Annotated in this window: 15 protein-coding genes; 4 read left to right on the top strand and 11 right to left on the bottom strand. The window is 34.3% G+C overall.

All coding sequences use genetic code 11. From position 1 onward, the window contains the following. Positions 1-7: 7 nt before the first annotated feature. The 4 genes from ACTF54_RS12235 to ACTF54_RS12220 form a co-directional block, all read right to left on the bottom strand. Positions 8-1,324 (bottom strand): anthranilate synthase component I family protein, encoded by a 1,317-nt coding sequence (locus ACTF54_RS12235; protein ID WP_347197404.1) that lies wholly within the window; start codon positions 1,322-1,324, stop codon positions 8-10. A 92-nt stretch (positions 1,325-1,416) separates the two neighbouring features. Next, positions 1,417-3,666, bottom strand: a complete 2,250-nt coding sequence (locus tag ACTF54_RS12230; protein WP_438969461.1) for a TonB-dependent receptor — start codon at positions 3,664-3,666, stop codon at positions 1,417-1,419. Positions 3,667-3,836: 170 nt separating this feature from the next. Further along, a complete protein-coding gene (gene lpdA / locus ACTF54_RS12225; RefSeq protein ID WP_347197402.1) occupies positions 3,837-5,237 on the bottom strand; it encodes a dihydrolipoyl dehydrogenase in 1,401 nt (466 codons plus the stop codon). A gap of 312 nt (positions 5,238-5,549) precedes the next feature. After that, positions 5,550-6,824 (bottom strand): NAD(P)/FAD-dependent oxidoreductase, encoded by a 1,275-nt coding sequence (locus ACTF54_RS12220; RefSeq protein ID WP_347197280.1) that lies wholly within the window; start codon positions 6,822-6,824, stop codon positions 5,550-5,552. Positions 6,825-6,947: 123 nt separating this feature from the next. On the opposite strand from ACTF54_RS12220, the gene ACTF54_RS12215 reads away from it, so the two are divergent. Beyond that, a complete protein-coding gene (locus ACTF54_RS12215; protein ID WP_347197281.1) occupies positions 6,948-7,442 on the top strand; it encodes an RNA polymerase sigma factor in 495 nt (164 codons plus the stop codon). Between the two features lie 4 nt (positions 7,443-7,446). Then, positions 7,447-8,088 carry a hypothetical protein gene (locus ACTF54_RS12210; RefSeq protein ID WP_347197282.1) on the top strand — a complete coding sequence of 214 codons (642 nt, stop codon included), beginning with the start codon at positions 7,447-7,449 and terminating at the stop codon, positions 8,086-8,088. A 102-nt stretch (positions 8,089-8,190) separates the two neighbouring features. Here the strand turns inward: ACTF54_RS12210 and ACTF54_RS12205 are convergent, their stop codons facing one another. From ACTF54_RS12205 to ACTF54_RS12195, 3 genes are all read right to left on the bottom strand, one after another. Beyond that, entirely contained in the window at positions 8,191-8,604 is a 414-nt protein-coding gene (locus ACTF54_RS12205) for a hypothetical protein (RefSeq protein ID WP_347197283.1), read from the bottom strand. Positions 8,605-8,704: 100 nt separating this feature from the next. Continuing rightward, a complete protein-coding gene (locus ACTF54_RS12200) occupies positions 8,705-9,292 on the bottom strand; it encodes a porin family protein (RefSeq protein WP_438969460.1) in 588 nt (195 codons plus the stop codon). Between the two features lie 94 nt (positions 9,293-9,386). After that, the gene (locus ACTF54_RS12195) at positions 9,387-10,541 is read right to left on the bottom strand and encodes a vWA domain-containing protein (protein ID WP_347197285.1); all 1,155 of its coding nucleotides are present in this window, start codon (positions 10,539-10,541) and stop codon (positions 9,387-9,389) included. 203 nt (positions 10,542-10,744) lie between these two features. Here ACTF54_RS12195 and ACTF54_RS12190 point away from each other — a divergent pair, with 203 nt between their 5' ends. Continuing rightward, positions 10,745-11,284, top strand: a complete 540-nt coding sequence (locus tag ACTF54_RS12190) for an inorganic diphosphatase (protein WP_347197286.1) — start codon at positions 10,745-10,747, stop codon at positions 11,282-11,284. Positions 11,285-11,634: 350 nt separating this feature from the next. Here ACTF54_RS12190 and ACTF54_RS12185 read toward each other — a convergent pair whose 3' ends face one another. Continuing rightward, entirely contained in the window at positions 11,635-12,159 is a 525-nt protein-coding gene (locus tag ACTF54_RS12185) for a hypothetical protein (protein WP_347197287.1), read from the bottom strand. A 63-nt stretch (positions 12,160-12,222) separates the two neighbouring features. Between ACTF54_RS12185 and ACTF54_RS12180 the strand changes: the two genes are divergently transcribed. Continuing rightward, positions 12,223-12,933 (top strand): hypothetical protein, encoded by a 711-nt coding sequence (locus ACTF54_RS12180; protein ID WP_347197288.1) that lies wholly within the window; start codon positions 12,223-12,225, stop codon positions 12,931-12,933. A 7-nt stretch (positions 12,934-12,940) separates the two neighbouring features. On the opposite strand, the gene ACTF54_RS12175 is transcribed toward ACTF54_RS12180, so the two are convergent. From ACTF54_RS12175 to ACTF54_RS12165, 3 genes are read right to left on the bottom strand one after another with little or no spacing between them, the layout of a single operon-like run. Then, the gene (locus tag ACTF54_RS12175; protein WP_347197289.1) at positions 12,941-13,141 is read right to left on the bottom strand and encodes a helix-turn-helix transcriptional regulator; all 201 of its coding nucleotides are present in this window, start codon (positions 13,139-13,141) and stop codon (positions 12,941-12,943) included. Continuing rightward, a complete protein-coding gene (locus ACTF54_RS12170) occupies positions 13,141-13,575 on the bottom strand; it encodes a hypothetical protein (protein ID WP_438969459.1) in 435 nt (144 codons plus the stop codon). The genes ACTF54_RS12175 and ACTF54_RS12170 overlap by 1 nt, the downstream gene beginning before the upstream one ends. Next, entirely contained in the window at positions 13,575-14,021 is a 447-nt protein-coding gene (locus tag ACTF54_RS12165) for a hypothetical protein (protein WP_347197291.1), read from the bottom strand. Before ACTF54_RS12165 ends, ACTF54_RS12170 begins: the two co-directional genes overlap by 1 nt. Between the last annotated feature and the right edge of the window lie 212 nt (positions 14,022-14,233).

The following is a 14,233-nucleotide window of genomic DNA, read 5'->3' as shown; positions in this document are numbered from 1 at the left end:
TGTAAATTTAATCAAAGGATATTCCTTGCTGGTTCAGCACCTCGATTAATGCTTTGGCCTTGAGAAAGCACTCTTCGTATTCTTTTTCTGGAACCGCAGCTGCTGTTATAGCGCTTCCTACCGAGAAAGAAAGGGATTTATTCTTTTCATTATAGAGAATAGTTCTTATGATTACATTAAAATCAAAATCATCATTTGGTGTAAAATAACCTATGGCACCACTATACAAACCACGTTTAAAACGTTCATTTTGTTCTATAATCTCCATTGCACTGATCTTAGGAGCGCCTGTCATGCTTCCCATAGGAAATGTAGTTTTTATAGCTTCTAACGCTGTATATCTTTGATCCAATTGAGAAACTACTGTACTGATCATTTGATGCACTTGTTTAAACGTATAAATCCCAAAAAGTTCTTCTACAGCTACACTGCCTTTTACTGCAGTTTTAGAAAGGTCATTTCTTACCAGATCTACAATCATTACATTTTCTGAACGTTCTTTAGGATCGTACAATAATTGTTCTTTTAAAGAATCATCTTCTAGTACATGTTGTGAGCGTTTTGCCGTTCCTTTGATAGGTTGCGAGATCAATTTGCTTCCTATTTTCTTTAAATAGCGCTCTGGACTGGCACAAATCGCATAGTTATTATTAAACCTTGCATAAACTGCAAATGGTGGCTCGCTGATATCATTTAGTTCTTTGAAAGCTTTTTGAGTATTTAAATTTACGTCTTTTGCATAAAACTGCGTACAAAAGTTAGCTTCATAGATATCACCTCTATGAATATGATCTAAAAAGGTTTGCGCTTTTTCAAGATATTTAATTTTAGGATCTTTTGCTATTAGAGCCTTTTTTGTAAAAACTGTTTTTACTTGTTCCATTTGATGATTAGAAATCTTTTTTATTAACTGGTCAGCAGCTTGTTGAGAATTCATAAAGGAATGTAATTTGACTCCTTCTTTTTGGACTTCAAAAACCAATTCTGGAACAAAAAAACACAAATCTGGAAAATCCAGTAGGTCTTTATAATGGCTTTCTAAATTTTCTAATTCATTTTTAAGATCATAACCTAAAAATCCAAACATCCAATCGTGATGTTTCTTTCTAAATGCTTCTAATTGAGAAAAAGCATTACCAGCATTACATTGAATACGGTCTAGGGCGCTTACTCCTATTAACGTTGAATAGCTATCATATTTTTGATTTCCGTGATTACTTTCTAAATAAACAAGGTGTTTTTCTTCCTTGTAATAAGACAATAATTTCTCTTTGAAAACAGAAGTCTTTTCGACAGAAAAAGTATGGATTTGTCTTTGCTTCATGGTAAAACAAAGATAAGATTTGTAAATAAAGCAAAGACCTATTTTCTTGAGAAAATAGGTCTTTGTTTAAATTAAGAATTCGTGGTTTTGCCTTAAAACGTATATTGGATACTACCTCTAATAAAAAATGGAGTTCCAGGAGTGAAATGGATTTCATCTACTGATTGTGTTTCATTTGCAAGTCTAGACTCTGTAGCAAATTGTGTTTCATTCCAGTCTACATCAAAAAGATTTTGAATCGCCATTCCTAATCTAAGGTTGTTGGTCAAATCGTAATTAACATTCAAATCAGCCACAAAATAACCTTCAGCAACGATACTATTATCTTCATTTGCAGCTCTATCACCTATATAGCGGTAACGTAATCCTGCATTGAATTTCTTATAGTTCTTCAAACTAATTCCTCCTGTAGAAGTAAATTCTGGTGCAAGCGGTATAAAATCTGCGCCATCTGGTTCATTAATAGCTCTTGCGTGTGCATAATTCAAATTACTATCTAAAAACACATAATCTGAAAGCTGATAGGTAAATCCTATGTCAAAACCATAACGCTCTGTCTCACCACTAGGTTCTACTATTCCTGCATCTCCTACATAAACAAATTCTTGTTCTAAAAATAAGTACCACAATGCACCATTAATGACTAAGTTATCAGATGCTTTCCATATCGTACCTAAATCAGAACCATAAGATTTAGGAAGTATTTTGTCTGCACTATTTTCTAACACTACTCTTGCGTCGTTACTATGCAAACCTATACCATTGCGTAAATAAACCTTTACATTATTGTTTATCTTATAATCAAAATTTAATTTAGGTAATAGCGCTGTTGCCGTTTGAGATTGCGTTTCAAAAGTGGTTTGTAATGCATCTTGATAATTAAAATTAAAATGCTCTAATCGTAAACCTGACGTGATAAGTAAGCGATCTACAAAAAACTCTGCACCTACATAAGCAGATGAGTTGGTTTCATTGATATCACCTAATTGAATATTTTCTAAAGTTTCTCTTCTATTCAATGTTCTTGATAATTCAGAAGCCTCGGTTCTATCATTTCTTAATCCCAAACCTGCTTTTAGATTTAGTTTATTCTCTCCTAACTGTGTTCTGTAGGTGTAATCTCCTTTAAAACCAAATAGATCTCTAGATTCTTGTTGTCTAATTTGATCACCGTTGATAGGATCTTCTAGGAAAAATGTGAAATTAGAAAAAAGTAGAAAATCATAGTGTGAGTAAAAAACATTTGCATGTATCGTTTCTTTATCGCTCACGTCTTTGTAATAATTTGCAACTACACTAGTTCTAGAAGTTTCTCCACCTTCTGTATCATCAATAGCACCAAATCTTCCTATCAAACCACTATCCACCGCACGTTGTGGAATCTGTCCACTTGCGTCCCATTTACTATCAAAATGAGAAACACTTACATTAAATCTATCACCATTGTCTGCGGTATAATTAAGTTTACCGAATAAATTAATTCGATCAAAATTTTGAGGGCTATCAAAAGGTCCATCAAAGGTCAAAAACTCTGTAGCGATATAGGCAGACGTATTAGCATTGTCCACTAATTGAGCCATCCCTAGATATCTTTGATGGTTAAAATCACCTATTTCATATTGAATTTTATTTTCTCTTAAGTAATTTTTAGTCCTAAAATCTACATGACCTGCTGTTGCAAAGTTCCCAACCGTTTCATCATAACTACCTTTTCCAAAAGATAAATTATTGATCGTTTCTGGGATTACAAAATGAAGATCTGAGTAACCTTGTCCATGTGCGTGACTTACCATATTTACTGGCATACCATCTACATTTATCGCAATATCAGTACCGTGATCGATATCAAAACCACGTAAGAAAATTTGCTCTGCTTTTCCGCCACCAGCATGCTGACCTATAAAAAGTCCAGGCACTTTTTGTAATATTTCTTGTGAAGAAGTTACCGGATTGATTTGTAAATCTACATTTGCAAGAACGTTAAGCGTTTCTACATCGTTACTAATAGTAACAGCTTCTAGATCTAAAGAAGCAGCTTTTAAAGTAATTTGAAGGACTGTATTTTCATCTGTGATGATCACAGATCCTGCCTCATATCCTAGGTGTGAAAAACGTAATTCGTCTCCTCTTTCTACATTATCTAATGCAAAAAAGCCTTTGGCATTGGTATGTGTATGATTACCAGAAATAGCGTGTAAAACATAAACATCTTTTAAAGGCTGTCCGTTATCATCTTTTACAAATCCAGTTATGCTATGAGCTAGAATAAATTGGGAAATAAAAAAGAATGCTGTTGTGAGTACCGCTTTCGCGAAAGCGGAATAAGTAATGGTATATTTCATTATAGTTGTTATTAGTTAGTCTACCTACGCAGCTGCAATAAACATGGTTCTGAAAAAAATGTTAAGTAATAAATAAAAACAACAAATAATTGATTTACATATGATTATAAGTATAGAAAAGCCGATTCATTTTATTGAATCGGCTTTTCTATACTTTATAATTCTTGTTCTTATACGTGAAGAGCTCTATCTTCAGTCGCAGCAAGAGCTGCTTCTTTTACTGCTTCAGAATAAGTAGGATGTGCATGTGACATTCTAGCAATATCTTCTGCACTGGCCCTAAATTCCATAGCGGTGACAGCCTCGGCAATTAGGTCTGCAGCACGAGCTCCTATCATATGAACTCCTAAAACCTCATCAGTAGTTTTATCAGCAAGGATTTTTATCAAACCATCTGTATCTCCAGAGGCGCGAGATCTACCCAAGGCTTTCATAGGAAAAGATCCAGCTTTATAAGCTATTCCTGCTTCTGTTAATTCTTCTTCTGTTTTCCCAACACTGGCTACTTCTGGCCATGTGTAAACAACATTAGGAATTAGATTGTAATTGATATGTGGTTTTTGACCTGCTATAGTTTCGGCAACAAAAACTCCTTCTTCTTCGGCTTTATGAGCCAGCATGATACCTCTTACTACATCACCTATCGCATAGATATTTGGAATGTTAGTTTGCATGTGATCATTTACCTCTACCTGACCACGCTCGTTGATCTTAACACCTGCAGCAGTCGCATTTAATTTATCGGTATAAGGGCGTCTACCTACAGATACCAGACAATAATCACCTTCAAAGGTTACTTCTTCACCTTTTTTATTTTTTGCCGTTACAGTGACTGTATCACCATTACGTTCTACTTTATTTACGGCATGTGATAGGTGAAATTTTACCTTCTGCTTTTTAAGCACTTTCATCAACTCTTTAGAAAGCACTTTATCCATTGCTGGTGTGATACGGTCCATGTATTCAATAACCGTTACCTCAGCTCCTAATCTTTTGTACACCTGTCCTAATTCTAATCCTATAACGCCACCACCGATAACGATCATGTGCTTAGGAATTTCTTTAAGGGAAAGTGCTTCTGTAGAGGTGATCACTCTTTCTTTATCTAATGTAATAAAAGGAAGTGATCCAGGTTTTGAACCAGTTGCGATAATAGTATTTGTAGCTTCAATCGTTTCTGACTTTTCACCATCTATTTTTATGTGAGTAGCATCTACAAAAGATCCCATCCCTGTAAAAACATCGATTTCATTTTTCTTCATTAAGTAATCGATACCAGAACACGTTGTATCAACTACTTGTTTCTTACGAGCGATCATCTTTTCAAAATTGATCTTTATTTCTCCCGGAATCTCGATACCATGTTCTTCAAAATGCTTCATCGCATCATCATAATGGTGTGAAGAATCTAATAGAGCCTTTGATGGAATACAGCCTACATTAAGACAAGTACCACCTAGTGTGTTGTATTTTTCTATAATGGCAGTTTTCATGCCTAGTTGCGCACAGCGTATTGCGGCTACATAGCCACCAGGTCCTGAACCAATTACTGCAACATCGTACTTACTCATAAGAGTTGATTTTTATTATACTAGTTTGAATAACAAAGGTAATAAAGCGGTTGTTATTATAAGAGCGTTTTAGTATTATTATGTGTCGGAGTTTGCTGTAGCAGTTTGCTGTCGAAGTTTGCTGTCGAAGTTTGCTGTAGCAGTTTGCTGTAGCAGTTTGCTGTAGCAGTTTGCTGTAGCAGTTTGCTGTAGCAGTTTGCTGTAGCAGTTTGCTGTAGCAGTTTGCTGTAGCAGTTTTTAGCAAAGCTCAAAACTACATTATCTCAGTCTAATGATAATTATTAATAGATAACTATGATTGTGACTGAAAACTTATTCCTTCTTATAAGGTCTTATAATCAAACGCGCAGCGCGATCAAAATTGAAATAATTATAAATCCAATTTAAGAATACAACCAGCCTATTTCTAACACCTACTAAAAAGTATAAATGAACGCCTAGCCACGTAATCCAAGCAAGAAAACCTCCTAAGGTAAAAGACTTTACATCTGCAACGGCTTTATTTCTTCCTATGGTCGCCATACTTCCTTTATCAAAATAGCTAAATTCTTTAAGTGTGGTTCCTTCTTGTATTCTTTTAAAATTATTCACTAAAAGCTGACCTTGCTGTATGGCTGGTTGTGCGACTTGTGGATGACCGTTAGGAAATGCTTCTGTTTTCATTAACGCAATATCACCTATCGCAAAAATGTGATCATAACCTTCTACTCTATTCATTCTGTCTACTAGAAAACGTTGTGATTTTTTATCTAGACTTTGTTCTCTTATTCCTTTAATAGGATTACCGATAACACCAGCGCTCCATATAAATGTGAGTGCTTCAATTTCAAGATCTGTATTAGTGATGACTTTTTCTCTCTCATAACTCTTTACCATCGTATTGAGATGAACCTCAACACCTAGATCTTTGAGATACTTTTCTGCTTTCTTAGATGCTTTTTTACTCATGCTGGCAAGAACGCGATCTGATCCATCTAGTAAATGAATCTCCATGTGATCTGGATTAAGATCGGGATAATCATTTATTAAAACACCTCTTTTAAATTCAGAAAAAGCGCCAGAAAGTTCTACTCCTGTTGGGCCAGCACCAGAAAGAACAATACGCATCAACTTCTTACGCTCTTCTACGTCATTTGTTAATGTGGCTTTCTCAAGGTTTTGAAGCATATAACTTCTTATATTCAATGCCTGTGGAACCGTTTTCATAGACATCGCAGACTCCTCAATTTCTTTATTCCCAAAAAAGTTAGTTTTAGTTCCCGTTGCGATCACTAGATAATCATAAGTAACCTCACCTATAGATGTTTTCAATGTTCTCATTACGGGCTCTACAGATTCAACTTCGGCCAGTCTAAATATGAAATTCTTGCGATCTTCCACCAGACCTCGTAATGGGAAAGCAATAGAATCTGGTTCTAAACCGCTAGTCGCCACCTGATACATTAAGGGCTGAAAATTATGATAATTGTGACGGTCTATAAGTACGACTTGAAAATTTTGCTTTACTAGCTTTCGCGAAAGCGTAACACCACCAAAACCACCGCCTATAACTATTACTCGTGGCAAATCTGACTGTGGAATATTCATAAGGAAGAGTTTTACCAAAGATAATTTTCAGTCCCTAAATTATAGAGTCATTAACATTCTTTTCTTAGTCGTGTAACGTTTTTGAGTAAAGAATGACTTACAAAGTAACCAAGCCATTAAAAAGTGAGTAAAAAACTCGAACAAGAATTTGTAAAACAGCTTAACGAGAATCAGAATATAGTGCATAAGATATGCAGACTATATACTAATGATCAACACGCGCACAACGACCTTTTTCAAGAGGTAACGGTACAATTATGGCGAGCATATCCAAAATTTAGAGGTGATTCTAAATTTAGCACATGGATGTATAGAGTGGCATTGAACACAGCTATAACATTGTATCGCAAATCTACTAGAAGAGTAAAGACACAAGATTATGAGTCGGTACAATTTAAAATAGAAGACCAACAGGAAGATGACGAGCAAATGGAACAGCTGACTCTTTTATATGGTGCAGTAAAACAATTAAATGATATAGAGAAAGCGCTTGTTTTTCTCTATCTAGAAGATAAGAATTACAGAGAGATAGCAGAAACTATGGGGATCTCTGAGGTAAATGCAAGAGTGAAGATGAACAGGATCAAGACAAAATTAACTAACATTATAAATCCATAAAATCATGGATCAATTAGATATACTCAAGAAAAACTGGCAGTCACAAACTAGTGAAACGCCACAATTTACATCAGACCAACTTACTGGTTTGCTTGCTAAGAAATCAACCGGGATTGTGAAATGGTTGTTTATCATCGCAATTATTGAGTTTAGTTTATTTGCAATTGTAGGTTTGTTCTCTCATTTTTCTGATCAACAACAGGAGTCTATTGAATTATTGGGCCAACCTTTATACTACGGTTCTTTAATACTTCATTATGTGGTGATTATCTTTTTCATCTATTTATTTTATAGCAACTATAAGAATATTTCTACAGAGCAACCTACTCGTAGCTTGATGAAAAGTATTTTGAAAACCAGACGTACTATGAAATGGTATATCTGGTATAACTTAATATACATAATGGTTTTAGGAATGATCATGAGTGCTATTTTAATTCCTAATGACCCTAGAGTTGTTCATTTAATGGAGTCTCCTAATGCTGTAGGCCACGAGACTGCTTTTTACTTTATGTTTTTCGGTATCTGTTTTGTTATATTTCTAGTACTATGTGTAGTTATGTACTTAATCTATATGCTTATTTACGGTATTCTATTGCGACGCTTAAAACGCAATTACAATGAATTAAAAAGAATGGAAGTGTAAAACCCTTTTTTCTAAGAACTTAAAAAACCATTAACTCATAATCGGTTAATAGGGTTTTTCTATTGGAGTGCTATAACCTTTTAAGTGCACCAATACAACCAATTATTGCTCTCGTTTAAGCACAATCGAGTTTTCTTCTGTAAATTCTAAAGGTCGTTGATTATTAAAATCCATTGCAAATTGCATTTCATTATCATTAATAAATTGTGCGATGCAAAACAATCTCTTTTGCTCACCACTTTCTAGTTTTGTTACAATTAAATCTATTTCAATAGGTTGTTTGCTTGCATCTATCTTATATGTCATACTACCTTTTTCACCGCTAAGAGTGAATTCTTTTCCTCCCATGATTTGATCTCCTAATCCTAAGGTAGCATAACCTTCCTTATCAAATTGGACAAAACCCAAATCTCTACCGTCATCTCCTAACCATTTACCAATAAATTGATCTTGATCACTTACCGAAATAAAAGATAACAAAGGCAAGATGACAATTAATAATACAAGCTTTTTCATTTTTAAGTTTTTCAAAGGTGTGGTTTAAATTTAAGCAAAAAAAATACGGCCTTTGGCCGTATTTTTTTTTTTTAAAAATCGCGATATGTATAATTATATTTTAAAATTTATAACCTACTGATAGGTGAACTGATCCTGGAAGTTGACTCATATCGTCTCCTTCAGAAACATTATCTAAAACATCAGAGAAACCATAAGTAAAAGTGCCTTTAAAATATAAATTATACTCTTTTAAATCATAACCTATACCTGCAGTACCAGCAAAACTTGTATTAACAGTGTCTTCTATTTCTACAGCGTCAGCATCTCCTAAAGAAACATCTCCTTTAAGTAAGAAACCTATCTGTGGTCCAAAGTGAATACTAAAATTATCAAAAGCATAATACTTAAATTGAACTGGTATATTTAAGTACTGTAATCTTACATCTGTATTTACTCCATTACTTTCAAACTCTTCTCCTTCTTGAGAATAAAGTAAACTCGCTTCATACGACCAGTTTTCTGCAAAAGACCATTGGGCAACACCACCTAAGTGAAAGCCTAATCTATTTTCACCAAAACCGCTACCACCTAGGTTATCAATTTTAGAAAAGTTTACTCCACCTATAACTCCGTAAGTAAAGTCTTGTGCCGTTGTTGTAAAAGTTGCTACAATTAGAGCAACAATAAAAAGATAATTAGTTTTCATTATTTCGTTTTTGGTATAGAATCCAAATATATAAAATTGCTTTTGTTTATTTACTCATTCTCAACCCATATGTTTGAGAACTTAAAAGCTACAGTTACTTAAGTCTCTTTTTTCTATTTGCTTCATAATCGGTAAAAATCATTTCTCCTAGTCCTTGGAGTCCTGTGAAAAAGGCTTTTCCTTGATTTGCTTCAGTAAAGTTATCTACAAAACGTTGTAAATAAGGATCATTTGCAATCATAAAAGTAGTAATAGGAATGTGCAACCTTCTGGCTTGAGCAGCCATCGTATAACATTTATCTACGATATACTCGTCGAGTCCATTAGAGTTTTTATAGTAGGTACCATCCTTTAAACGCAAACAGCTGGGTTTCCCATCTGTAATCATAAAAATTTGCTTATTAGTATTACGCTTTCTTCTCAAAATGTCCATTGCCAGCTGTAAACCTGCGACTGTATTTGTATGATAAGGTCCTACTTTTAAGTAAGGTAAATCGGCAATTTTAATAGGCCAGGAATCGTTTCCAAAAACAATAATATCAAGTGTGTCTTTAGGATATCTAGTTGTGATCAACTCTGCTAGTGCCATGGCAACTTTCTTTGCTGGTGTGATTCTATCTTCACCATATAAAATCATAGAGTGAGATATATCAATCATCAAAACAGTACTCATCTGTGCTTTAAATTGAGAATCTTCTACTACTAGATCATCTTCAGTAAGATTAAAATTACCCATTCCATTATTGATCTGTGCGTTGCGCAAACTTTCTGTCATGGATATACTATCCAGTCCATCACCAAATCTGTACGGACGGTAATCACCACTATGCTCGTCGCCTTGTCCTAACTTACCAGTTTTATGATTACCACTGGCACCTTTACGCATATTACCGAATATTTGATCCAGTGCGTGTTTACGCAATAATTGCTCGGTCTTTGCTGTGATAGAAAATCTACCAGGCCTATCGCCTTCTTCTCCGTCGCCTGCTTCTCTATCTTGATCATTGGGGTCAAACTCTTCTCTTATATAACCTCTTGCTTTAAGATCTTCTATAAAATCATCTACCGTATATTCTGGTGTAGTTAGTTGATACTCTTTATCCAGTTCACGCAACCAATGGATTGCTTCATCAAAATCTCCAGAAGTATGTGTAATTAATTCCTTAAAAACATCAAATAATTTATCAAAAGGATCTTTTTCCTCTGGATTAAAAAATTCAAACTTAAAACCTAATCTTTCTTGCGCCATATCTTAAAAATAAAGTAGAAAAGTATAATACCTCTTATTCTTAATCGATTTAACATTGGTTTATGCTTAAAAGTAAGATTCAAAAGTGATATTATGTGATTATATGGTACTAAACCATTGATTTTACTATAAGTTAATAGTGTTTCGCTTTCGCGAAAGCGGAATACACACTATTTTTGCTGCCGCTTAAAAAACTATTAAAAATGACAAAACACGCTTGGCACGATGTAAGCTACGGAGATAATGCACCAGAAACGGTGACAGGAATTATAGAGATTCCAAAAAACACAAGAGCAAAATACGAACTAGATAAAGAATCTGGAATGTTAATTCTGGATCGTGTTATTTATTCTTCTATGTATTACCCAACTAACTATGGTTTCATACCGCAAACCTATTGTGATGATGATGATCCTCTGGATATTCTAGTACTTTCTCAAATCGAAATTGTCCCTATGTGCCTGGTAGAATGTAAAGTAATAGGTGTGATGCAAATGCTAGATGGTGGCGAGATGGATGACAAAATCATTGCTGTTGCAAAAAATGATATGTCTGTTGCTCACTTTAATGACGTAAGCGAACTTCCAGAATACTGGAAAAAGGAAATGCGCAATTTCTTTGAAGATTACAAAAAATTAGAAAACAAAGAAGTGGAAGTGGAAGAATTTCAAGGTCGTGATAAAGCCTTGCAAATCGTACAACAATCTATAGAAGATTATAAAAAGAAATTTGGAAATAAATAATTCCTATTATACGTTATCGGTTTAGAAAAAATCCCCATTGAAAACTAGGTTTTCAATGGGGATTTTTTTCAACTCAATACTGGCATTTTTCTTTTAAAAAGGGAAAACAAAACTTGTGCCGATAAATATCGGTATGGGCAGCGAGCTTGCCTTTGGTAGGCGAGGAAACAAAAGTGGCTTTTACTGTTGCGATAACCAACTTCAAACTACTTAAAAAGATTTTATGAGATCCCAGAAAATTTGCATAGCCAGATTTCTAGGATTTACTCAATTGCCTACTAGCACTTCAGAACGCAGCGATGAACTAAGCCTGCCTACTGCCGACTGGAAACCGTTACTGTGAATGTAAACTACTTCCCACTTCCTTTAAACTGCTGATCCTTGCTAGCAAACAACACATTAAAGGTCGTTAGACTACCGTAAATGCGAGTAATGTATTGTTGCAGGTCTATTTTAAGAGAATCATCTAGATCTTTAGAACTATTAATTTTTTGTTCCATCACTCTTAATCGATCACGCAGCATTACAATTTTATGCCAAAAGGTGTTGATAGGTATTTCCTTATCTGCCAGATTAGAATCTGCAGGTCTTAAAATCATGGTTCCGTTTTTGTATTTATCAGCTAGAGCAACAACTTGTGTCACATCACTGAATCTTTCTAGGATTTCTCTTAAAGATTTTTCTACATCATAAAAACTTACCGTATCGACATCATCATCACAAGCTTCTATCACTTCAAATTCTGAATCTAGTTCTATAGTTTCTAATCCATCTTTCTGAAACGTAACCCAATACATTTTTGCTGTAACGTTAGTCACTACTCCAAAACCATATTCTGGGTGGTTGATTCTTGATCCTATTCCTAATAATTTCATATTATTTATTATGTGTGTTCTTCTACGTTTATCTTTGCACTAAATTGATAAATTTCTGCCAGTTTGAAAAAGATATTCCGTTTTTTATTAAGAAGTTTATTGGTCCTTTTAGGTATTCTTTTAGGAGCCTTTTTAGTGCTCAAACTTATATACAATGAAGATATACCTCAAGGAACATCTGGCAAACCTGCAGATGAACTTGCTTTTAAAATTCTAGAAGCAATCGATCATAAAAAATATACCGAGGCAAAAGAAATTCATTGGACTTTTAGAGGTGTCAATCGTTATGAATGGAAATTACAACAAAATATGGTGGACGTCTTTTGGGATGATTACCGTGTTTCTTATCAAACGCAATATCCCAGAACTAGTATTGCATTTAAAAACGGGCAACGTCTTGAAAAAGGAGAAGAAAGAGATGAAGCCATTGCCTATGCTGCTCAAAATTTCAATAACGATAGCTTTTGGGTTATTGCACCCCATAAAATTATGGACATAGGAACAACCAGACAGCTTATAGAGAAAGATGGAAAACAGCAACTTCTAGTCACCTATACTTCTGGTGGTAGTACTCCTGGCGATTCTTATTTATGGCAAATAGATGACAACTATCAACCGACCGGATTTAAAATGTGGGTAAGTATTATTCCTTTAGGTGGAATTGAGGCACAATGGTCTGATTGGGAAATGACTGCTGGTGGATTTCCGCTTTCGCGAAAGCGTACATTTTTTGGTCTAGAAGTACCCGTTACAGATTTAAAGGTGATTCCTTAATTGCAAACTAATCTTCTTCTTCTAATTCAAAAAGCTCTTCTACACTTACTTTAAAATGCTGCGCTATTTTTAAAGCCAGCACCGTAGACGGTACATATCTATTCTTCTCTATAGAATTTATCGTCTGTCTAGAAACACCTATTGCTTCAGAAAGATCTGCTTGTGTCATCTTATGAATAGCACGCTGCACGTGGACGGTGTTTTTCATTATAACTCTTGTTTAAAACGCCAGTAATTAATTAAATACATTACTTGAAAAATAAATACGGATAACAAACCAAAGTCCGTAAAATATGGGACCAGATTCCATTGTAATAAACTGGACGATGTAAAGTTGATAAGTGGTACAAGGACGACAACTAACATACCATTCATAAAAGCATAAGCCATTGCTTTATGTCTTAACTGCAATAATCGCTCATCTGGAAATCTATCTTTACTTAAAATTATCAACATTAACCCTAGCAAAATCAAATTTGCGCTCCAACCTACCAAAACCTCTTCACTCAAAAAGTCATATTCATGTTGAGTGAAAAACAAAATTACACCCAAAACTATAGGGACAATACCTACCCATTTCATATAATGTGGTAATAGTAAGTAATCTCCTTTTCTAATTTTTTCTAGCTGTTTATTGTTCATTATAACTGTCTTTTAAAGATTTCAAAATACATTAGAAAATAAAACAAATAAGAAGACATTATAAAAAAGAAACCTTGAAATTCCCATTCTAGCGCCTTGCCTATAATACTGTACTTAAGAATGACAATAAAAGGTAGTATGAGCAACATCACAGTTCCTAGAACAAAAGAAAATGCAAATGCTCGATACCTTAATTGTTTAGTACGCTCATCTTCATTTTTATCTCGAGAAATAACTAGTAAAAACAAACCTATTAAAACAATATGCATAGAAAGGTCTTTGTAAAAAGAAGCTGGCTCTATCTCTTGCGTGGCTATAAACAATAAGCCAACAATAGCGATTAGACATATTCCTAATCCTACCCATCTGTATTGGTAAGGCAATAAAGGAAAAGAACCACCTTTTTTCTCATATTCACAAAACTTTTTTAAAATCGAACCTTTCATAACGTAAAGTATTTATATCATAATGACAAATATACTTTACATTAAGGAAAGTACACTAGTTTTTATCAACTATTTTTATCAACCAACATGTAAAGTATTTCTCTTAGCATATTTGATGGAGGTCCGTTAAATCAAATACTATTCTAAAACCATCATCGATAACAGATTTAGACCACCCAGCACAAATAGTTGCATGTCAAATCTTGTCAGCA

Origin of the sequence: Nonlabens sp. (assembly GCF_965657255.1) — a bacterium.
Classification (GTDB): Bacteria; Bacteroidota; Bacteroidia; order Flavobacteriales; family Flavobacteriaceae; genus Nonlabens.
Note: the sequence above shows the minus strand (reverse complement) of the source record. Positions and strands in the feature narration are given on the sequence as shown.